Origin of the sequence: Caballeronia sp. ATUFL_F1_KS39, from assembly GCF_023630985.1 — a bacterium.
In the GTDB taxonomy this organism is placed as follows: Bacteria; Pseudomonadota; Gammaproteobacteria; order Burkholderiales; family Burkholderiaceae; genus Caballeronia; species Caballeronia zhejiangensis.
Map to the genome: position 1 here is coordinate 88,332 of NZ_JALQDZ010000005.1, position 20,014 is coordinate 108,345.

General features: G+C 64.1%; 14 protein-coding genes. 6 read left to right on the top strand and 8 right to left on the bottom strand.

The window, feature by feature from the left end; all coding sequences use genetic code 11:
• The first annotated feature begins 529 nt into the window (after positions 1-529).
• Entirely contained in the window at positions 530-3,319 is a 2,790-nt protein-coding gene (locus NCR93_RS05115; protein ID WP_175979919.1) for a DUF4118 domain-containing protein, read from the top strand.
• 46 nt (positions 3,320-3,365) lie between these two features.
• Positions 3,366-3,950, top strand: coding sequence for a GNAT family N-acetyltransferase (locus tag NCR93_RS05120; protein ID WP_175979920.1), 585 nt, complete (start codon positions 3,366-3,368; stop codon positions 3,948-3,950).
• Here NCR93_RS05120 and NCR93_RS05125 read toward each other — a convergent pair.
• Entirely contained in the window at positions 3,934-4,833 is a 900-nt protein-coding gene (locus NCR93_RS05125) for a LysR family transcriptional regulator (RefSeq protein WP_175979921.1), read from the bottom strand. The genes NCR93_RS05120 and NCR93_RS05125 overlap by 17 nt on opposite strands.
• Before the next feature lie 91 nt (positions 4,834-4,924).
• Between NCR93_RS05125 and NCR93_RS05130 the strand changes: the two genes are divergently transcribed.
• On the top strand, positions 4,925-5,407 hold the full coding sequence (locus NCR93_RS05130; RefSeq protein WP_175979922.1) for a carbon-nitrogen hydrolase family protein: 483 nt from the start codon (positions 4,925-4,927) through the stop codon (positions 5,405-5,407).
• 69 nt (positions 5,408-5,476) lie between these two features.
• Positions 5,477-6,754 (top strand): amidohydrolase family protein, encoded by a 1,278-nt coding sequence (locus NCR93_RS05135; RefSeq protein WP_008350489.1) that lies wholly within the window; start codon positions 5,477-5,479, stop codon positions 6,752-6,754.
• Positions 6,755-6,805: 51 nt separating this feature from the next.
• Here the strand turns inward: NCR93_RS05135 and NCR93_RS05140 are convergent, their stop codons facing one another.
• The 3 genes from NCR93_RS05140 to NCR93_RS05150 form a co-directional block, all read right to left on the bottom strand.
• Entirely contained in the window at positions 6,806-8,929 is a 2,124-nt protein-coding gene (locus tag NCR93_RS05140; RefSeq protein WP_008350487.1) for a M3 family metallopeptidase, read from the bottom strand.
• Between the two features lie 167 nt (positions 8,930-9,096).
• Positions 9,097-9,951 (bottom strand): bifunctional methylenetetrahydrofolate dehydrogenase/methenyltetrahydrofolate cyclohydrolase FolD, encoded by an 855-nt coding sequence (gene folD / locus NCR93_RS05145; RefSeq protein ID WP_008350485.1) that lies wholly within the window; start codon positions 9,949-9,951, stop codon positions 9,097-9,099.
• A gap of 444 nt (positions 9,952-10,395) precedes the next feature.
• A complete protein-coding gene (locus NCR93_RS05150; protein ID WP_235366345.1) occupies positions 10,396-10,623 on the bottom strand; it encodes a hypothetical protein in 228 nt (75 codons plus the stop codon).
• Between the two features lie 55 nt (positions 10,624-10,678).
• Here NCR93_RS05150 and NCR93_RS05155 point away from each other — a divergent pair, with 55 nt between their 5' ends.
• Entirely contained in the window at positions 10,679-11,224 is a 546-nt protein-coding gene (locus tag NCR93_RS05155; protein WP_239294958.1) for a hypothetical protein, read from the top strand.
• A 37-nt stretch (positions 11,225-11,261) separates the two neighbouring features.
• Here the strand turns inward: NCR93_RS05155 and NCR93_RS05160 are convergent, their stop codons facing one another.
• From NCR93_RS05160 to fixL, 4 genes are all read right to left on the bottom strand, one after another.
• On the bottom strand, positions 11,262-12,164 hold the full coding sequence (locus NCR93_RS05160) for a DUF2950 domain-containing protein (protein WP_235366347.1): 903 nt from the start codon (positions 12,162-12,164) through the stop codon (positions 11,262-11,264).
• Between the two features lie 59 nt (positions 12,165-12,223).
• Complete coding sequence (locus tag NCR93_RS05165; protein WP_175979923.1) at positions 12,224-13,624, bottom strand: DUF3300 domain-containing protein; 1,401 nt, start codon at positions 13,622-13,624, stop codon at positions 12,224-12,226.
• Between the two features lie 233 nt (positions 13,625-13,857).
• Positions 13,858-14,493 (bottom strand): oxygen response regulator transcription factor FixJ, encoded by a 636-nt coding sequence (fixJ, locus tag NCR93_RS05170; protein WP_008350478.1) that lies wholly within the window; start codon positions 14,491-14,493, stop codon positions 13,858-13,860.
• Positions 14,490-17,024 (bottom strand): oxygen sensor histidine kinase FixL, encoded by a 2,535-nt coding sequence (gene fixL, locus NCR93_RS05175; RefSeq protein WP_034472179.1) that lies wholly within the window; start codon positions 17,022-17,024, stop codon positions 14,490-14,492. Before fixL ends, fixJ begins: the two co-directional genes overlap by 4 nt.
• 292 nt (positions 17,025-17,316) lie before the next feature.
• Between fixL and aceE the strand changes: the two genes are divergently transcribed.
• Positions 17,317-20,010: a pyruvate dehydrogenase (acetyl-transferring), homodimeric type gene (gene aceE, locus NCR93_RS05180; RefSeq protein WP_034472145.1), complete on the top strand. Its 2,694-nt coding sequence runs from the start codon at positions 17,317-17,319 to the stop codon at positions 20,008-20,010.
• The last annotated feature ends 4 nt before the right edge of the window (positions 20,011-20,014 follow it).

Sequence of the window (20,014 nt, forward strand, 5' to 3'; positions counted from 1 at the left end):
CCTAAAGAGTGCCCTCAAAGGACTAACGGGGCTTGGATCGCGCACGGTCTGACGAGCTAGTTTTCCAAGGACACTGGTTCAGCACGAAAGAGCTTCGGCACAGCGCTACGCGCTGCCGCCGGGTATGCAAGGGAAACCAACGTGCGGCACTTGCGGTGAGATGGAGACGTTAGTAGAGAAGCACGCGCAGACCCGATTGACTGGTCGGCCGCGAAGCGGGCTGGAGCTGTTTGGTGCTGAACCAGTTTGGTGTGTGGTGCGATGTGGCAGACCGTGCGCGAGCCAAGCCCGATTAGGTGTTTGAGGGCACTCTTTAGGCAGCCCACGATGGACGAGAGGACTACCCAAATTGCGTGTGACCGCGGGCGTATCGGGAGCTGCTTTCTTTGGTTACTTTCTTTGCAGCAGCAAAGAAAGTGACTGCCGCCCCGCACAGGGGCAGTGCTAACAGACCGACACGAAAACGGGATCCAGCGAAATCGCAAGCGAACCACCACAACAAGCGCCAGCAAGAACCCCAAAAAAAACCATGCCCCGCCCAACCCCAGAAGAACTCCTCGACAAACTCCACCGCGAGGAAGAAAAACGCGAGCGCGGCAGACTGAAGATTTTCTTCGGCGCATCGGCGGGCGTAGGCAAGACCTTCGCGATGTTGCAGGCCGCACGCCGCCGCCGCGATGAAGGCGTGGAAGTAGTCGTCGGCCTGGTCGAAACGCATGGCCGCAAGGAAACCCTCGCACTGGTCGAAGACCTCGAAACGCTCCCGCCCGCGCGCATCGAACACCGCGGCCGTCTGCTCGCCGAATTCGACCTCGACGCCGCGCTCGCCCGAAAACCGCAACTCATCCTCGTCGACGAACTCGCGCACTCGAACGTGCACGGCTCGCGCCACATGAAGCGCTGGCAAGACGTGCAAGAACTGCTCGACGCGGGCATCGACGTCTATACGACCGTCAACGTCCAGCACCTCGAAAGCCTCAACGACATCGTCGGGCGCATCACCGGCATTCGCGTCTGGGAGACCGTGCCCGATCGCATCTTCGACCTCGCCGATGAAGTCACGCTCGTCGACCTGCCGCCCGAAGAACTGTTCGACCGTCTGCGCGAAGGCAAGGTCTACCTGCCGGCGCAGGCCGAGCACGCCGTGCGCAACTTTTTTCGCAAGGGCAATCTGATCGCGCTGCGCGAACTCGCCTTGCGCCGCACGGCCGATCGCGTCGACGCGCAAATGCGCGAATACCGCGCCGATCAGTCGATCGAACGCATCTGGCGCGCGCGCGAACGGCTCATCGCGTGCATCGGCCCGGGACCGGAAAGCGCGACGCTCGTGCGCGCGGCCGCGCGGCTCGCCACGGCGCTCAAGGCCGACTGGCTCGCGGTGTACGTCGAGACGCCGAAGCTGCAGCGCCTCTCCGACGATCAGCGCCGCCGCACGCTCGACGCGCTCAAGCTCGCCTCCGAACTCGGCGCGGAAACCGTCACGCTCGATGGCGCCGATGCCGCCGCGACGCTCATCGACTACGCGCACATGCGCAACGTGTCGAAGCTCGTGGCGGGCGCGTCGGCGAGCGGCGAATGGCGGCGTCTCATCGCTCGGCCGGTGAGCGAGCGCATCATCCGGCAAGGATCCGATATCGACGTGACGCTCGTGTCGACCGGTACACGCGACGAGCCACGCCGCACGATCACGCAAGCGTTCGGCACTTGGCGCGACGGCGCGCACTCGCCACCGCGCGCCTATCTTCATGCGCTCGCGATCGGCGGGGGCATCACGCTCGTCGCCGACATGCTCGCCGCCCGTCAGTTCGCAATCACGAATCTCGTGATGCTCTATCTGCTCGGCGTGATCTTCGCGGCCGTGCGGCTCGGGCGCGGTCCCGGCGTGATGCTGTCGTTTCTGTCGGTCGCCGCGTTCGACTTCTTCTTCGTGCCGCCCGAGCTGTCCTTCTCCGTGACGGACACGCAGTATCTCCTGACCTTCCTCGTCATGCTGCTGACCTCGCTCACGATCAGTCATCTGACGTCGAGCCTGCGGCGCGAGGCGCGCATCGCATCGCAACGCGAGCGGCGCACGGGCGCGATGTACGCGATGACCAAGGAACTCGGCGCCGCGTTGATGACCGAGCAGATCATCGAGATCGGCACGCGCCACGTCGCGGAAGTGTTTCAGGCGAAGGTCGCGATGCTCCTGCCCGACGCCGCCGAGAAAGTGCGGCAGAAAGTGGACGAACCGAATCCCGATGTGACGCTCGATGCCGCGCGTCTCGATCTCGACATCGCGCAATGGGTCTATGACCAGCAGAAACCGGCGGGACGCGGCACCGAGACCTTGCCCGCGAGCCAGGCGCTTTATCTCCCGCTCAAGGCGCCGATGCGCACGCGCGGCGTGCTCGCGCTCGTGACCGGGCGCGAAGCCGAACTCGCGGTGCCCGAGCAGCGCCGCATGATCGAAACGTTCGCGTCGCAGATCGCGCTTGCGCTGGAACGCGTGCATTACGTCGAAATCGCGCAGGACGCGCTCGTCAACATGGAATCGGAGCGCCTGCGCAACTCGCTTTTATCCGCGATATCGCACGATCTGCGCACGCCGCTCACGTCGATCGTCGGCTTCGCTTCGGTGCTGGAGGAAGAGGCGCGGGAAGCAGGCGGCCAGAGCGAGGCATCGCAGGAACTCGTGCACGCGATCCACGAAGAAGCGCTGCGCATGAGCGGCCTCGTGATCAATCTGCTCGACATGGCGCGTCTGCAGGCGGGCGCGATCCGGCTGAATCGTCAATGGTCGATGCTCGAAGAAACCGTGGGCGCCGCGCTCGCGAGTTCGCGCCGCGTGCTCGCCGGGCGTCCCGTACAGACGCGCGTGCCGGCGAACTTGCCGTTGCTGCAACTCGACGCCGTGCTGATGGAGCGTCTCTTCGCCAACCTGCTGGAAAACGCCGCGAAATACACGCCGCCCGCGACGCCGATCCGCATCGGCGCCGCGCTCGCGCACGACGGCGATGCGCGCTTCGTGCGCGTGTGCATCGACGATGAAGGGCCGGGCGTGCCGGCCGGCATGCAGAACCGTCTCTTCGACAAGTTCACGCGCGGCGAGAAGGAATCGGCGCAACCGGGCATCGGGCTCGGTCTCGCCATCTGCCGCGCGATCGTCGAGGCGCATGGCGGGCACATCGGCGTCGAGAATCGCGCGGACGCGAACGGGCGCGTTCTCGGCGCACGATTCTGGTTCACGCTGCCGGCCAACGATGCGCCGCCCGAAGAATTGCCGCCCGACGAGGATGTCGACTCGAAGGCGGCCGCGCCGGGAACGGACGATGTCTGACGCGGCGAATTATGATGTCGGCTCACGAGCAAACTGAAAACCAACGATGAGCCAACCGACTTTGAACGGCGAGCGCGTGCAGCTTCGTCCGCTGCAACGCGAGGATCGCGCCGCCTTGCTCGATGCAGCCGCCGACGGCGAACTCTGGAATCTGAGCGTGACGGTCGTGCCGAACGAAGACACCATCGATCGTTATATCGACACCGCGCTCGCGGGCCGCGATGCCGGCACCGTGATGCCGTTCGTGATCGTGCGCGCCAGCGATGCGCGCGTCGTCGGCAGCACGCGTTACTGGAAGATCGACCGCGTGAACCGCAAGCTCGAAATCGGACATACGTGGCTCGCGGCATCGACGCAGCGCACGGGCATCAACACGGAAGCGAAGTTTCTGCTGCTCGCGCACGCGTTCGAAGCAATGCGTTGCGTGCGCGTGCAGTTCACCACCGACGAGCTCAATGCGAAATCGCGCGCGGCGATACTCGGCGTCGGCGCGAAACAGGAAGGCATCGTGCGGCACGAGCGCATCATGCCCGATGGCCGCAAGCGCAATTCGGTGCGCTTTTCGATCATCGACGACGAATGGCCCGACGTCAAAGCGATGCTGCTCGTTAAGCTCACGCGTCGAGCGTAGCGCGCGCCTTCAGCGCTTTCACGCGCGCCTTCATGAACGCGACGAAGCGGCGCGTGACGGTGTCGTCGCGTTCGTCTTGCCATGCAAGTCCGACGCGCCAGCGCGCCGCTCGATCGCGCAATGTCAGCACGCGCGCATCGCGCAGCAAGTACTGCGCGCGCGATGGCAGGAACGCCGCGCCCACGCCGCCCGCCACCGATGCGAGCACGGACTGGATATCGTCCGCTTCCTGAATCACGCGCGGCGCGAAATCGTGCTTCGCGCACCAGCGATCGATCTGCGCAGCAAGCCCCGGCCCGCGCCCACGCGACAGCGCGATGAATCCCGGTTCGTTCAGTTCGTTCAGATTCGCGGGCAGACGCTTGTAGCGCGTGTGCTCGGGCACGGCGAGCGCGAGCGTTTCATCGAGCACGGTGAAGCCGGAAAGCCCGGCGCTCGCGGGCATCCGCATGAATCCGACATCGAGCTTGTTCGCGAGGATGCGGCGCGTCTGTTCGTGCGACGAGAGATCGTGCAGCGTGATGCTCACGTCCGGATTCAGCGCGCCGAATTCGGCGATCAGCTTCGGCACATGCGTGAGCGTCGACAGGCACAAGCCGACGCGCAGAAATCCGCGCGCGCCGCTCGCGGCTTCGCGTGCGCGGGCCAGCACGGCGTCGGCGTCGCGCACGAGCGCTTGCGCATCGCCGATGAAGCCCGCGCCGAACGTCGTCAGATCCGCGCCGTGGCGTCCGCGTTCGAAGAGGCGCGCGCCGAGGCTTTCTTCGAGCGACGCAATCTGCTTGCTGAGCGCAGGCTGGCTCAAGTGCAGCGCTTCGGCGGCACGGCCGAAATGACGCAATTCGGCGATGGTGAGAAAGGAGCGCAGGAGTTTTAATTCCATTTGGCGATCGAACACGTCGAAACATTCATTTTACTTATCGATTGCCGAGCGCTTCAATGAGGATACTCACTCGTCACATCGGGAGTTCCACTTGGATGCCGCATCGTTTCGTGTCGCCGTCATCGCGCTCGAATCGCGGAAGGGCGATGCCGCGCTCGACTGTCGATTCATCGCCGCAAAGCTCGCCTATGCCGCGCGCCAAGGCGTGTGGCTCGCGCTGTTTTCCCCTTCGGGTATCGACGATTCGCGCGCCGATCCGTTCGACGATCCGTCGATTCACGCGATCGCCGCCGCCGTCGATGAAAGCGGCGTCGCGGCGGGCGTCGGCTGGATCGAGCGCACCGAAGACGGCGGGCGCTTCGACAGCTACGCGATATGTTTTCCCGGCGGCGCGCGCGTGCGTCATCGCATGCCGCATCTCGCGCGACGCGGTTTGCACAGCGGCAATCGCCTCGGCGTATTCGACGCGCATCCGCTTGCGCACGAGACGGAGCGCACGACGGAACGCACGATGCCGCGCGGTTCGCTGCCGCTCAGTTTCGCGATCGTCGGCCGTCATCGATTGACGGGTTGAATCGCGCCTCCGCACGGCTTTTATGTCCCGATACAATCGGACGAACAGCCCGGCACGGAGGTTTCGCACATGGATTTGATCATTCGCCGCGCGGCGCTCGCTCACTCGCGCGAACTCGTCGACATCGGCATGGAGGCGGGGCGCATCGCCGCGATCGAGCGGCATCTTGCGGCCACCGCGCGCGAGGAAATCGATGCGAACGGCTCGCTCGTCACCGCGCCTTTCGTCGACGCGCACTTCCATATGGACGCAACGCTTTCCTACGGCCTGCCGCGCGTGAATGCGTCCGGCACGCTGCTCGAAGGCATCGCGCTATGGGGTGAATTGAAGCCGGATCTCACGCAGGAAGCGCTCGTCGAGCGCGCGCTGCAGTACTGCGACTGGGCCGTCGCGCGCGGATTGCTCGCGATCCGTTCTCACGTCGATGTGTGCGATCCGCGGCTTCTGGCCGTCGAAGCGCTCGTCGAAGTGAAACGGCGCGTGAAGCCGTATCTCGATCTGCAACTTGTCGCGTTTCCGCAGGACGGCGTGTTGCGCAGCCCGGGCGCGTTCGACAATCTGAAGCGCGCGATCGCGATGGGCGTCGATGTCGTCGGCGGCATTCCGCACTTCGAGCGCACGATGGCGGACGGCGCGGCATCGGTGAAACTGCTGTGCGAATACGCGGCGGAGCAGGGCTTGCGCGTGGACATGCACTGCGACGAGTCCGACGATCCGATGTCGCGCCACATCGAAACGCTCGCTGCGGAGACGCATCGGCTCGGCTTGCATGGACGCGTCACCGGCTCGCATCTCACGTCGATGCATTCGATGGACAACTACTACGTCAGCAAGCTCATTCCGCTGATGCGCGAGGCGGGCGTGAATGCAATCGCGAATCCTCTCATCAACATCACGTTGCAGGGGCGCTCCGATACTTACCCGAAGCGGCGCGGCATGACGCGCGTGCCGGAACTGATGGCGGCGGGCATCACGGTCGCGTTCGGGCACGACTGCGTGATGGATCCGTGGTACAGCCTGGGTTCGGGCGACATGCTCGACGTCGCGCACATGGGCTTGCACGTCGCGCAGATGACGGGCGTCGACGCGATGCGCGCGTGCTTCGATGCGGTCACGAAAAATCCTGCGCGGATTCTCGGGCTCGAAGGGTATGGCATCGAAGTGGGCTGCAACGCGGATTGCGTGGTGCTTGATGCGCGCGATCCTGTCGAAGCTATTCGGCTGCGGGCGGCGCGAACGGTTGTTGTCAGGCGCGGAAAGGTGGTGAGCCGGAGTCCGGCCGTGCGCGCGACGCTGGCGCTGGAAGGAAGGCCGGGGGAGGTGGATTTCAGGATCGAGAGGCGATAAAAAAAACCCGGTCCTCGCGGACCGGGTTTTCGCATCAATCGGCAGGAGACGTCAATGCACCGTCGCGCCCGACATCCCGTTATGCCTCAACAACGCGTCGATATCCGGCTCGCGCCCACGGAACGCCTTGAACGATTCCATCGCCGGACGACTGCCGCCGACTTCCAGAATCTCGCGACGATAACGCGTACCCGTGGTCGCATCGAGCACCGAACCGCTTCCGGCCTTCGCGGCTTCCTCGAACGCGGCGTACGCATCGGCGGATAAAACTTCCGCCCACTTGTAGCTGTAATACCCCGCCGCATACCCGCCCGCGAAAATATGGCTGAACGTATTCGGCCAGCGCGAGAAGGGCGCCTGCGGGATCACATGGAACTTCTCGTTGATCGCGCGTGCGAGATCGTTGACGTTCTGCGTCGCGTTGGCCGGATCGTAGGACGTGTGCAGCACCATATCGAACATCGAAAAGACGATCTGGCGCAGCGTGCCCAAACCGCTCTGGAAGTTCTTCGCGGCGAGCATCTTGTCGAACAGTTCGCGCGGCAGCGGCGCGCCGGTTTCGACGTGCGCGGACATGTCGGTCAACACGTCCCATTCCCAGCAGAAATTCTCCATGAACTGCGACGGCAGTTCGACCGCATCCCACTCCACGCCGTTGATGCCCGACACGCCCAGTTCGTCGATGCGCGTCAGCATGTGATGCAGCCCATGCCCGAATTCGTGGAACAGCGTGATGACTTCATCGTGCGTGAAGCATGCGGGTTTGCCGCCCACCGGCGCCGAAAAGTTGCAGGTGAGATAAGCAACCGGCGTCTGCACGCCGCCTTCGCCGCGCTTGTGACGCGAGCGCGCGTCGTCCATCCATGCGCCGCCGCGCTTGCCTTCGCGCGCGTAGAGGTCGAGATAGAACTGCGCGACGAGCGTGCCGTCCTTGTTCTCGACGCGGAAAAAGCGCACGTCCGGATTCCACACGGCGGCTTCGTCGCGGCGGATCGACACGTTGAAGAGCGTCTCCGTCACCTTGAAGAGACCCTTCAACACGGCTTCTTGCGGGAAGTATTGCTTCACTTCGTTTTCCGAGAACGAATAGCGCTTCTGACGCAGCTTCTCCGCCGCGTACGCGATGTCCCACGGCTGCAACTCGGGCATGCCGAGCTCGGTCGCGGCGAACGCGCGCAGTTCCATCCAGTCGTTTTCGGCGTAGGGGCGGGCGCGCTTCGCCAAGTCTTCGAGGAACGCGATGACCTGCGCGGGCGATTCCGCCATCTTCGGCGCGAGCGACACTTCCGCGAAGTTCTGATAACCGAGCGTCTTCGCTTCTTCCTCGCGCAGCTTCAGATGCTCGACGACGTTCGCCGTGTTGTCCCATTCGGCCTTGCCGTTGCCATAGGTCGCGCCGAGTTCGGACGCGCGCGTGACGTACGCGCGATACATCGCCTCGCGCATCGGACGATGCTCCGAATACTGCAGCACCGGGAAATACGACGGGAAATGCAGCGTGAACTTCCAGCCGTCCTTGCCGTCGCGTTGCGCGGCTTCGTGGGCGGCTTCGATCACGTCGTCGGGCAGACCGGCGAGATCGCTCTTCTGCGTGACGATGTACGCATAGGCGTTGGTCGAATCGAGGACGTGATCCGAAAACGCCTTCGACAGCGCCGCCTGTTCTTCCTGCAACTGCGCGAAACGCGGCTTGCGGTCTTCGGGTAATTCGGCGCCCGAGAGACGGAAATCGCGCAGCGAGTTTTCGAGGATTTTTTTGCGCTCGGCCGACAAGCCCGCGAATTCGGTACCGGCGGCGATCGCCTTGTACTTTTCGTAGAGCGCGAGATTCTGTCCGACGCTCGCCGAGAATTCGGTCACGCGCGGCAGGTTTTCAGCGTGGGCGGCGCGCAGTTCGGGCGTGTCGGCGACGGCGTTCAGATGGCCGACGATGCCCCACGCGCGCGACAATTTTTCCGATTCCTGCTCGACGGCCTCGACGACGTCTTTCCACGTCGCAGGCGTCTCGGGCGCGCTTGCACGGTCGACGGCGGCCTTGGCATTGGCAAGGAGCACATCGAGCGCGGGCGTGACGTGCGCCGGCTGAATCTCGCCGAAACGCGGAAGATCGGAGAAGTCGAGCAGCGGATTGGCCGCTGCCGCTTCGGACGTGATGGCTGACGTGGTATCGCTCATGGCTCTCCCGTGCTGATGTTGGATGACGCCGCACGGGTGTCGCGCCCCGCGCCGGCTCGTTCGGAGATTATTGGGGCGGGCGCGGCAAATTCCAATCGTTTGTTTTTAAGGGGCCGATTAAGGCAATGCCCGGCATTCCCCTACAACCCGCGGCCGCCCCACGCCGCTCAAGCCTGCGCCGCGCGCTCGGCCGCTTCGATCGTGTTGACGAGCAGCATCGTGATGGTCATCGGGCCGACGCCGCCGGGCACCGGCGTGATATAGCCCGCCACTTCCTTCACGCCCGCGAAATCGACGTCGCCGCACAGCTTGCCTTCGTCGTTGCGGTTCATGCCGACGTCGATGACCGTCGCGCCCGGCTTCACCATGTCGGCGGTGAGGATGTCGCGGCGGCCGACCGCGGCGACGATCACATCGGCGTCGCGCGTATGTTTGGCGAGGTCGCGCGTCTTGCTGTGGCAGATCGTGACGGTCGCGCCCGCTTCGAGCAGGAGCAGCGCCATCGGCTTGCCGACGATGTTCGAGCGCCCGATCACGACGGCGTTCGCGCCTTTCAGGTCGATGCCGTGCGCTTCGAACATCTTCATCACGCCGTAGGGCGTGCACGGGCGAAAGAGCGGCTTGCCGGTCAGAAGCGCGCCGGCATTGGCGACGTGAAAACCGTCGACGTCCTTTTCCGGCGCGATCGCCTCGATGACCTTGTGGCTGTCGATGTGGGCGGGCAGCGGCAGTTGCACGAGGATGCCGTGGATCGACGCATCGGCGTTGAGCTTTTCGATGTGCGCGAGCAGTTCGTTTTCGGCGAGCGTCGCGGGGAAACGGTCCATCACCGAGTGCAGGCCGTTGTCCTGGCAGGCCTTCACCTTGTTGCGCACGTAGACTTCGCTCGCCGGATTGTCGCCGACGAGCACGACGGCCAGGCCCGGCTTGTGTCCACGGGCGGAGAGGGCGGCGGCGCGCCGGGCGACATCGGCGCGAAGGGTCTTGGATAGGGCGTTGCCGTCGATGAGTTGGGCGGTCATGGCGAATCGGATCGAGGATGGGCGAGGGCGCGCGAGGGCGTGAAGCCGACGCCGTGCCCGCCGCTCTGATCGGCGACGGTGCGCGGCGCTCGCGCAAGGTGCTGGGCGCTTGCTTGGCCGCTGTGCGGCAAATGCGCCCTTGGGAAGGGCGAAATTATACCGCCGGGCGCGCTCGGGAGTCTCGGCGGGTCACCGACGTGAAACCAGAAGCTCGGATCCGCTGCGTGCTGGCGAGTCTTTGCCCAGCGCTTGTCAAATTACTTGCCGCTTACCAGTAAACCACCGTTCTTCCGGGATACTCCCTGCCGCGTTATTTACCGATGCTTGCAGGAGAAAATCAAGAATGTCTTTCGGAAAATGTGCAGTCATATCATTGACGTTTAGCAGTGTCGTTTTGCTTTCCGCCTGCGGTGGCGGAGGCTCCGGCGGCGCGGATGAGAACCGTCAGCCCGCCAGCGCGCCCGCCGCGGCCGCACCGGCCAGCGCGGCGTCGTCGACGGTCCCTTCGACAGATTTGCCGACCAGCGCCAGCGCGCCTGCTGCGGCGTCTTCGCCGGCAACGGTGGGGGAAGCACTGCCGAGCCTCGCGAATCCGCAAGCAGGATCGACGGCGCAAACAGGAACGAACGCCGAAGGAATCTGGACGACGAATTCGCTGACGAACCGCACCATCGCGCTAGTCGATCCGGACGGCAATATCTCGTCGCTCAATGCGATCGGGTCGATCGTGACCAGCGCACTCTATGGCGTCATCTCATACTCGCCGCAGGCCTGGACGCTGACGTCCGGTCTGTCTTTCAACAACATGCTGTTCGCGTATCCGACGAGCTCGGGAAGCGGAACCTACTCGCCGCGAAACACTTTCAGCGGGAGCTACGTCGCGAATGGAGCGACCACGGAGTTCTCGTCGAACTACGATGCAGCGAACGCATTGAGTGTCACGCAGCAGAGCGTCGCGGGCACCTGGACGCAATCGTCGACGTCGCTGACGATCGCCGACGACGGCTCTTTCACAGGCAAACTAAGCGGTTGCGACGTCAGCGGAAAAATGTTGCTGGCGACGCCCGGCAGCAATCGCAACATGTACGCCGTGACGATGAGCGTGGCGCCCGCCACTTCCTGCTCGGTGCCCGCCGGCACGACCTATACCGGCAACGCGGCCATTCTGTTCGTGCCGATCACCGGCAGCAATGGTTATCGCCGAACGGTTCTGTACAACGTGCATAACCTGAACGAACTTCGTTATGCCTACGGCCAGTTGACGAAACAATAGTCCTCTCGCCCTGAGCCGCGCGCCACCCCGCGCCCGCTCAGGGCGTCACCACCTTCCACGACGAATCCGGGTTGAACGACTTGATCGCCGCCGCCTTGCTTGCGGAAGCCGGGCCCAGATCCTTCTCGTAGATCTGTCCGTCCTGATTGACCATGAACGTCATCACGCCCGTCTGGCCGTAGCGCGCGGGCGTCGCGATGACGCCGAAACCCTGCGTCAGCCGTCCGTCCTGAAGATAGTTCTTCGCGCCGCCCGGTGCGTTCGAGCCTTGCGACGTCAGAATGCGGTAGTGATAGCCGTAGTAGCCGTCCTTGTCGGTCGGCTTGTTCGGCATCGTCTCGGCGAGCGGACCGAGCGGGCTTTCCGGCTCGCCCGGCGCCGTGTCCCAGTAAAGGCCGTCGTGCTTGCCGGGCGTGCTCACGAAGCGGTCGGCGTAGCGCCCCGCCGTCTTGCGATAGTCGTCCTGCGCGGCGACGACCGCGAGCGCGACCTGCATCGCCGATCGCTCGTTGCGCCCGATGCGCCTCGTCAGCAGCTCGTCGCGCGCGGCGCGCATGTCGAAGCGCCAGCCGTTCGCGACCTTGACGAGCGGAATCGGCAGCGTCCAGCCGTCCGTGCCCGCTTCGATGCGCGCTGAAGGATGTCCGTCGACCTTTTGCGCATCCTCGACGATGCGATGCTGCTGCGCCCACGCGCCGAGGTACGCGTAGATATCCTCCCGGCCGATGCTGCCTTCGGGCACATATCGGCGATGGTCCTTGCCGAGCACTTTGGCGAGCGCGGCTTCGTCGTTGGTGGCGATGGCGTCGGTGAACGCTTGCGCCGCCGCTTCCGGCGTCGGATAAACGGCCTGCGCGTGCGCGAGCGACGCGCCGAGCACGAGCGACGCGACCGCGAACGCGCGCAGGACAAGCTTCTTCGATGAGGCGAATGGTTTCATGTCGGGCTCCTGGATCTGGCGTTCGCCGCATTCGCGGCGTTTGACGATGGAATCGATCATCAACGGCGGAAGCCTCCGCCGCCGCCTCGATGGAACCCGCCGCCGCCTCCGCCACCGCCGTGGAATCCGCCACCGCCGCCGCCTTGAAATCCGCCGCCGCCACGTTGCACGCCGCCTCCGCCCGCGCCCAAACCACCGCCACCGCCACCGCCGCCCGCCTGACGCTGAACACCGCCGCCACCCGCGCCGGCGCGCTCATGCGACTGATTGAACGACTGCCGGCTCGCCTGTCCGCGCTGCATGTCCTGGCGCGCGCCGTTGCCGTCGCCCGCGCCGCGCAGCGCGTTGTCGCGATTTACGTCCTGCGAGCGCTGACGAAGATCGCTCGTCGTGCGCGCGTTCGGTCCGCCGCCCTCCCGGATGCTCTGCGCGCGCTGGCTCGCCGATTCGTTGAGGTTCTGGCCGGTGCGCTGCTGCAAGGTCTGCGCGGCTTGCGCGCGCGCATCCTCGCGGCCCCGGAACTGGTTGCCGTTCGCGCCGAGATTGGCGTTGTTCAGGTTCTGGCGGTTCGCGGCGACGTTCGTCCGGTTGAACTGCGGATCGTTGCGGTTCCAGCGCACGTTATTGCTGTTCGCATTGATGCGATTGGCCGTGTTGATGTTGTTGTAGCGATTCACGTTGACGTTGACATCGCCGTGACCCCAGTTGCAGTTGCCCCACAGCGAATTCACGACCGCGACGCCTGTTGCGAACGCCATGCCGGTCATGAACGCCGACCCGATCGCATATCCCGGAGGCGGCGGCACATAGACCGGCGGATACGCGGGATATGGCCACGTCCCGTACACGACCGTCGGGTTGTAGGTCGGCACGTAGACGACTTGCGGATTGGCGGGCTCGATCTGGATCACCGTAGTGCTGGTGGTCGTACTGCCCGCCGGCGCGGGCGCGCTCGTGACTTTCTGCTGCTCGTTCGTCTTCAGATTGCCCGCGCTTTGCGCCGCGCGCCGCAGACGCTGAACGGAGTCCATCACGTCGCTCGGCTGCGCGATGAACGCGTTGCCGAGCTGCGTCACCCAGTCGATCTTGGAGGCCATCGTCGCGAGCGCCTGCGGGAAAGCGACGAGCGACTGCACGCTCGGGTCCCATGGCTGCGTCTGCACGGCTTTCACGGCGTCGTCGCCCTTGACGTTCGGATTCGCCTTCGACCAGTCGGCCGCTTCGGTAATCTGCGACGGATACGTCGACGCCATCAGCACTTGCGCGAGCAGCGCATCCGGATAGAGCGCGACCGGCGCGGTCAGCGCGTCGAGTTGCTGGTTCGTGAGTTTCTGGCCGGCCGGCGCGGCGTTCTGCGCTTGCGCGTCGAGCGGATGCGCGGCGAAAAGCGGCATCGCGGCGAGCGTGACGGCGAACGCGATCGCTCTTGCCGTGCCGATTTGCGAACCAATGACACCCATTCGTTTCGACATCGAATCCCCCCGTGCGAGACGTTGCGAGATCGTTGCGCGTAGCCGGGATTGAAGCGAGGAAATCGGGTAGTGATCCGGCGTGATTCAGCCAATATCACTTTTCAGTTCGGCGTTCAACGAACTTTGGCGGGAAGGAGATTCGGGCGCATTCGCTCGCGAGCGCGCCGATAAACGCGCGGCCGGCATGACGATGCCGGCCGCGAAGGGGGGAGTCGAAGCGCTTATTGCTGCGGCTTGTTCGACAGCGCGAGACGCAGCAGATCGGCCACCGTGTTCACGGAAAGCTTCTCCATGATGTTCGCGCGATGCGCTTCGACCGTCTTGATGCTGATGCCGAGATCGTCGGCGATCTGCTTGTTCAGCCGCCCGGCGATGATGCGTTCTAGCACCTGATGCTCGCGCGCCGTCAGCTTGCCCAAGCGCTCTGCGGCCGCGCGCTGCTGCTGCACGCTGGTGCTCTCGCTGCGCGCCTTTTCGAGCATGCGCTCGACGAGCTTGCGCAGTTCGGCTTCGTCGAACGGCTTCTCGATGAAGTCCATCGCGCCTTTCTTCATGGTCGAGACGGCCATCGGGACGTCGCCGTGCCCCGTCACGAAGATGATCGGCAAGAGCGAGTTCTCGGCGATGAGCTTCTCCTGCAGTTCGAGCCCCGTCATGCCGGCCATGCGCACGTCGAGGATCAGGCAGGAAATCGCGCCGGAATGGGCGATCGGCAGGTAGACGTCGAGGAACGATTCCGCGCTGGAGAAACACTGAACGCGATAGCCGTTTGCTTCGAGCAGCCAGCGCAAGGAATCACGTACGGCTTCGTCATCGTCGACGACGAAGACGGTTTCCTGAGTGGTGACTGTGCTCATAGTTCTCCCGTAACTGTTTGTTGTCTCGTATGTTCGTCCTGCGCATCCGTGCCGCCCGTGCCCGAGCCGCCTTCCACTTCGCCGATCGGCAGGCTGCAGTGGAAAGTCGCGCCGGTCACGTGGCCGTCCGCTTCGACGTTGTTGACCACCCAAAGGCGCCCGCGATGCGACTCGATGATCGAACGGCAGATGTTCAACCCCATGCCCATGCCGTCGGACTTGGTGCTGTAGAACGGCTCGAAGAGACGCTCGGCGGTTGCTTCGTCCACGCCCGGACCCTGGTCGACCACGCTGATGCACACGAAGCCGCCGTCCATGCGCTGCACGACTACGCGTATCACCGGATCGACGGCGTGTGGTTTCGCATCATGCATCGCCTCGGCCGCGTTTTTCAACAGGTTGACCAACACTTGTTCGATCAAAACCGGGTCGACGTAAATGACGGGCATCCGCGAACGGATTTCGGTGACGATGCGGATCTTGCGTTTGCGCGCCTCGATCTCGGCGAGACCGACCGCGTCCGCGACGATATCCGCGACGCGCGCCGCCTGGCGCTTCGGTTCGCTGCGCTTCACGAACTCGCGGATGCGCTTGATGATCATGCCCGCGCGCACGGCCTGCTGCGCCGTTTTTTCGAGCACCGGAAGCAGCGTTTCCTGCGTCATCCGGCCGGATTTCACGAGCGCGACGCAGCCCGAGCAATAGTTGTTGATCGCGGCGAGCGGCTGATTCAGCTCGTGCGCGAGCGACGACGCCATTTCGCCCATCGTCATCAGGCGGCTCGTGAACTGGAGCTTTTCTTCCTGCTGATGCGCGAGTTCCTGCGCCTGCTTCCTCTGCGTGATGTCGGTGGCGATCTGCATCTGCGCGAGATGGCCGTCGACCCACTGAATGTACTGGCGGCGCACCTCGAACCACTTCTGAATGCCTTCGACGTAGACCTCCTGCGCGTCCGCCGAGCTTTCCGTGAGGGCGGTGGCGGGCAGGCCCGCGTAGGTGTCGACCATGTCGATGGTGTCGGACGAGCTCTGCGAACCGCCGTCGAACGCCGCGCCCGCGAGTTCCAGATGGCCGTCCGGACGAATGCCGAACAGATGCCGGTAATAGCGGTTCGCGAACAGCAGTTCGGCTTCGTCGGCGGCGAGCACGGAGACGGCGGCGTCGAGACTTTCGAGGACGGTGGTGAAGCGCTCGTGCGCGGCGGCGAGTTCCTCACGCGCGCGTTTCGGTTCGGTGATGTCCGTCATCGACGACATCCAGCCCGTCTGACGGCCGGAACTGTCGATGAGCGGCGAGACATAGAGTCGCGCGTGGAAAAATGACCCGTCTTTTCGGCGCACACGCAGTTCGAAACCGGAAGAGGGCGCTTTGCCGCGCAGCGTCATGTCGAGCTGGCGCTGCATCTCCGGATACGCGTCGCGCGGCCAGTACGGGAACGGCGCGTTCTTGCCGACGAGATCGCTTTCGTCCCAGCCCGTCATCCGGCAGAACGCCGGATTCACGTGCGTGATGCGGCCGTGCATGTCGAGCACGCGCATGCCGATCAGCACGGAGTTTTCCATCGCGCGACGGAAGAACGCCTCGGCGTAGAGCGCCTGCTGCGCCTCGAAGCGCTGGCGCGTGTGCTTCCACAGACTCCAGAGACTCCACAGCACGAAGCACGACAAACCGGCGACGAGCCAGACGAGCGTGTTGTTGGTGAAGTTCGTGAGCTGCGGATACGAGTACACGCGCACCGACAGGCCTTGTCCGGGCGGGTCGAGCGGCAGGTCGTAGAACATGTCGCGCGGCAGGCGCGGGCGGCTCGATGTGGTCGCGAGCTCGCGGTTGTTCAGATCGGTGATGGAAATCTTGTATTTCGCCGACAATTCGCTCGGAATGTCGTGCTTCAGTATGCCTTCGATCGAAAACACGGCCGCGATCGAGCCGAGGAATTCGCGGTCGCGGAAAACCGGCGTCTGCAGCGTGATGTAGCCGTTGCCGAGATCGTCGTACAGCAACGGCGAGTAGACTTGGCGGCGGGTGGTGCGCGCTTCGTCGAAGGCGGCCTGCACGGCCTCGTCCATCTGCGTGTCGTTCGGTTTGGCGAGGCGCGATCCGAGCACGGGCAGCGGCGTATTCGGCCAGCGCGGCTTATGCTCGCTCGTGTACCAGTTCATGTAGAGGATCTCGGGATGCCCCTGCATGATGTCGGTGGACGATGTCTGGAAGGTTTGCGGATCGCCGTGCCCGGTCGCGATGTCGCGCGCGAGCGCCTGGATCTGCTCCTGCGCACCGGTCATCGACAGGCGAATTTGTTGCTGAGCCCACGCGACGTTGCGATAAAGCGTGTCTTCCTGCTGCTGTTGCTCGCGCCGGTTCAGGCTCCAGAGAATCAGACTCATCACGATCAGAAACACCAGGATCGAAATGAGCGGCGTGAGTAAATAGGAGTTCGACCACCACGGTCCGTGGTGCCAGCGGGAGGGCGAGGCGTCGGTCGGCTTGCGCGCGGACCTCGCCGAGCGTTTGATCAGCCGTTCGGTCAACATGGAGCGATTGTAACGCACCACCTGATTGTTAAATGGCGTAAAAAGACGGTAAAGCGTGCTCAGTTGCAGGAAAAGGAGGAGAAACATCTGAACAAAAAAGTCTTATCGGACGGTGCGTTGCAGCAATTTTTCGCATGGTGAGATTAGCTCTCATGATTTGAAAAATTCCTTGCGTCATGGTCTGGACCCTCTTTAGAATTGCCGGCACGCGGCCAGTGCCCGCTTTTCCGCGTGTGTTCGCGGGCGTGCGCCGGCGGTTCTCATCGAGTGTTCCTCACATCAGGAGACGAGCATGTCCGCTGTACCCGACGAAGTTCTCAAATATGTCGCCAACGCCAAGGACGACGATCCTCAGGAAACCGCCGAGTGGCTCGATGCGCTCGACGGCGTGATTTCCGCGGTCGGTCCTGATCGCGCGCACTACCTGATCGAGAAACAGATCGAATTCGCTCGCGTGCATGGCGAGCACCTGCCGTTTTCGGCGAACACGCCGTACATCAACACGATCCCCGTCGCTTCGCAGGCGAAGATTCCGGGCGATCAGGACATCGAACACCGCATCCGCTCGTACACCCGCTGGAACGCCATCGCGATGGTGCTGCGCGCGGGCAAGGACACGAACGTCGGCGGTCACATCGCTTCGTTCGCATCGGCCGCGACGCTCTACGACGTCGGCTTCAATCACTTCTGGCACGCGCCTTCGAAAGATCACGGCGGCGACCTCGTCTTCGTGCAGGGCCACTCGTCGCCGGGCGTCTATTCGCGCGCGTTCCTGCTCGGCCGCCTGACCGAAAAGCAACTGAACAACTTCCGCCAGGAAGTGGGCGGCGAGGGCATCTCGTCGTATCCGCATCCGTGGCTGATGCCGGATTTCTGGCAATTCCCGACCGTGTCGATGGGCCTCGGCCCGATCATGGCGATCTATCAGGCGCGCTTCATGAAGTACATGGCCGCGCGCGGCATGGCGAAGACCGAAGGCCGCAAGGTCTGGGCGTTCCTCGGCGACGGCGAAACGGACGAGCCGGAATCGCTCGGCGCGATCGGCATGGCCGGCCGCGAGCGTCTGGACAACCTCGTGTTCGTCATCAACTGCAATCTGCAGCGACTGGACGGCCCGGTGCGCGGCAACGGCAAGATCATTCAGGAACTCGAAAGCGAATTCCGCGGCGCCGGCTGGAACGTCATCAAGGTCATCTGGGGCAGCCGCTGGGACGCGCTCTTCGCACGCGACAAGACCGGCGCGCTGATGCGCCGCATGATGGAAGTCGTCGACGGCGAATATCAGACGTACAAGTCGGAGTCGGGCGCGTTCGTGCGCGAGCACTTCTTCAACACGCCGGAACTTAAGGCGCTCGTCGCCGACTGGTCCGATGACGACATCTGGAACCTGAACCGCGGCGGCCACGATCCGCACAAGATCTACGCGGCCTTCGACGCAGCGACCAAGACGAAGGGCGCGCCGACCGTCATCCTCGCCAAGACCATCAAGGGCTATGGCATGGGCGAGCATGGTCAGGCGATGAACATCACGCACCAGCAGAAGAAGCTGCCGATCGACACGCTGAAGAAATTCCGCGACCAATTCCGTCTGCCGCTTACCGACGAGCAGATCGCCGACGTGCCGTATCTCACGTTCGAGGAAGGCTCGAAGGAACTCGAATACATGCGCCAGAAGCGCATGGACCTGGGCGGCTATCTGCCGACGCGCCGCGAGAAGGCCGAATCGCTGCCGGTGCCGGCGCTGTCCGCGTTCGAGCCGCTCTTGAAGGGCACGGGCGAAGGCCGTGAAATCTCCACGACGATGGCGTTCGTGCGGATCCTCAACATCCTGCTGAAGGACAAGGCGCTCGGCAAGCGCATCGTGCCGATCGTCCCGGACGAGTCGCGCACGTTCGGCATGGAAGGCCTCTTCCGCCAGATCGGCATCTGGAATCAGGACGGCCAGAAGTACATCCCGGAAGACTCCGACCAGCTGATGTTCTACAAGGAATCGGAGACGGGGCAGATCCTGCAGGAAGGCATCAACGAAGCGGGTGGCATGTGTGACTGGATCGCGGCCGCGACGTCGTACTCGACGCACGGCGAGATCATGATCCCGTTCTACATCTTCTACTCGATGTTCGGCTTCCAGCGCATCGGCGATCTGGCGTGGGCCGCGGGCGACATGCGTTCGCGCGGATTCCTGCTGGGCGGCACCGCTGGCCGCACGACGCTGAACGGCGAAGGGCTGCAGCACGAAGACGGCCACTCGCTGCTGTGGGCGGCATCGATTCCGAACTGCGTGAGCTATGACCCGACGTTCGGTTACGAACTCGCCGTCATCATGCAGGACGGCCTGCGCCGCATGGTCGCGGACCAGGAAGACGTGTACTACTACATCACCGTGATGAACGAGAACTACGAGCATCCGGCGATCCCGCAAGGCGATGCCGTGGCTTCGGACATCATCAAGGGCATGTACGCCTTCAAGAAGGCCGATGCGCCGGCCAAGGCGCACGTTCAGTTGATGGGCGCGGGCACGATCTTCAACGAAGTCATCGCCGCGGCTCAACTGTTGAAGGACGACTGGGGCGTCAGCGCCGATCTGTGGAGCGTGCCGAGCTTCACCGAACTGGCCCGCGACGGTCAGGCGTGCGAGCGCTGGAATCTGCTGCATCCGACCGAAGAGAAGAAGCTGCCGCACGTCACGGCGCTGCTGAAGGACGCGAAGGGCCCGGTGATCGCATCGACGGATTACATCCGCGCGCTCGTCGACCAGATTCGCGGCTATGTCCCGCAGAAGTTCGTGGTGCTCGGCACCGACGGCTATGGCCGCTCGGATACGCGCGAAGCGCTGCGCCACTTCTTCGAAGTCGACCGCTACTGGGTGACGCTGGCTGCGCTCAACGCGCTGGCCGACGAAGGCACGATCGAGCGCAAGGTCGTCGCCGAGGCGATCAAGAAGTACAACCTCGACCCGTCCAAACCCAACCCGATGACCGTCTAAAGGC

Bases quoted from the DNA above. Each gene is read 5' to 3' on its own strand.
- NCR93_RS05120 (WP_175979920.1), top strand. From the start codon at position 3,366: ATGAGCCAACCGACTTTGAACGGCGAGCGCGTGCAGCTTCGTCCGCTG.
- aceE (WP_034472145.1), top strand. From the start codon at position 17,317: ATGTCCGCTGTACCCGACGAAGTTCTCAAATATGTCGCCAACGCCAAG.
- fixJ (WP_008350478.1), bottom strand. From the start codon at position 14,493: ATGAGCACAGTCACCACTCAGGAAACCGTCTTCGTCGTCGACGATGAC.
- fixL (WP_034472179.1), bottom strand. From the start codon at position 17,024: ATGTTGACCGAACGGCTGATCAAACGCTCGGCGAGGTCCGCGCGCAAG.
- NCR93_RS05160 (WP_235366347.1), bottom strand. From the start codon at position 12,164: ATGAAACCATTCGCCTCATCGAAGAAGCTTGTCCTGCGCGCGTTCGCG.
- NCR93_RS05140 (WP_008350487.1), bottom strand. From the start codon at position 8,929: ATGAGCGATACCACGTCAGCCATCACGTCCGAAGCGGCAGCGGCCAAT.
- folD (WP_008350485.1), bottom strand. From the start codon at position 9,951: ATGACCGCCCAACTCATCGACGGCAACGCCCTATCCAAGACCCTTCGC.
- NCR93_RS05150 (WP_235366345.1), bottom strand. From the start codon at position 10,623: ATGGTGCGGTTCGTCAGCGAATTCGTCGTCCAGATTCCTTCGGCGTTC.
- NCR93_RS05165 (WP_175979923.1), bottom strand. From the start codon at position 13,624: ATGGGTGTCATTGGTTCGCAAATCGGCACGGCAAGAGCGATCGCGTTC.
- NCR93_RS05125 (WP_175979921.1), bottom strand. From the start codon at position 4,833: ATGGAATTAAAACTCCTGCGCTCCTTTCTCACCATCGCCGAATTGCGT.
- NCR93_RS05135 (WP_008350489.1), top strand. From the start codon at position 5,477: ATGGATTTGATCATTCGCCGCGCGGCGCTCGCTCACTCGCGCGAACTC.
- NCR93_RS05115 (WP_175979919.1), top strand. From the start codon at position 530: ATGCCCCGCCCAACCCCAGAAGAACTCCTCGACAAACTCCACCGCGAG.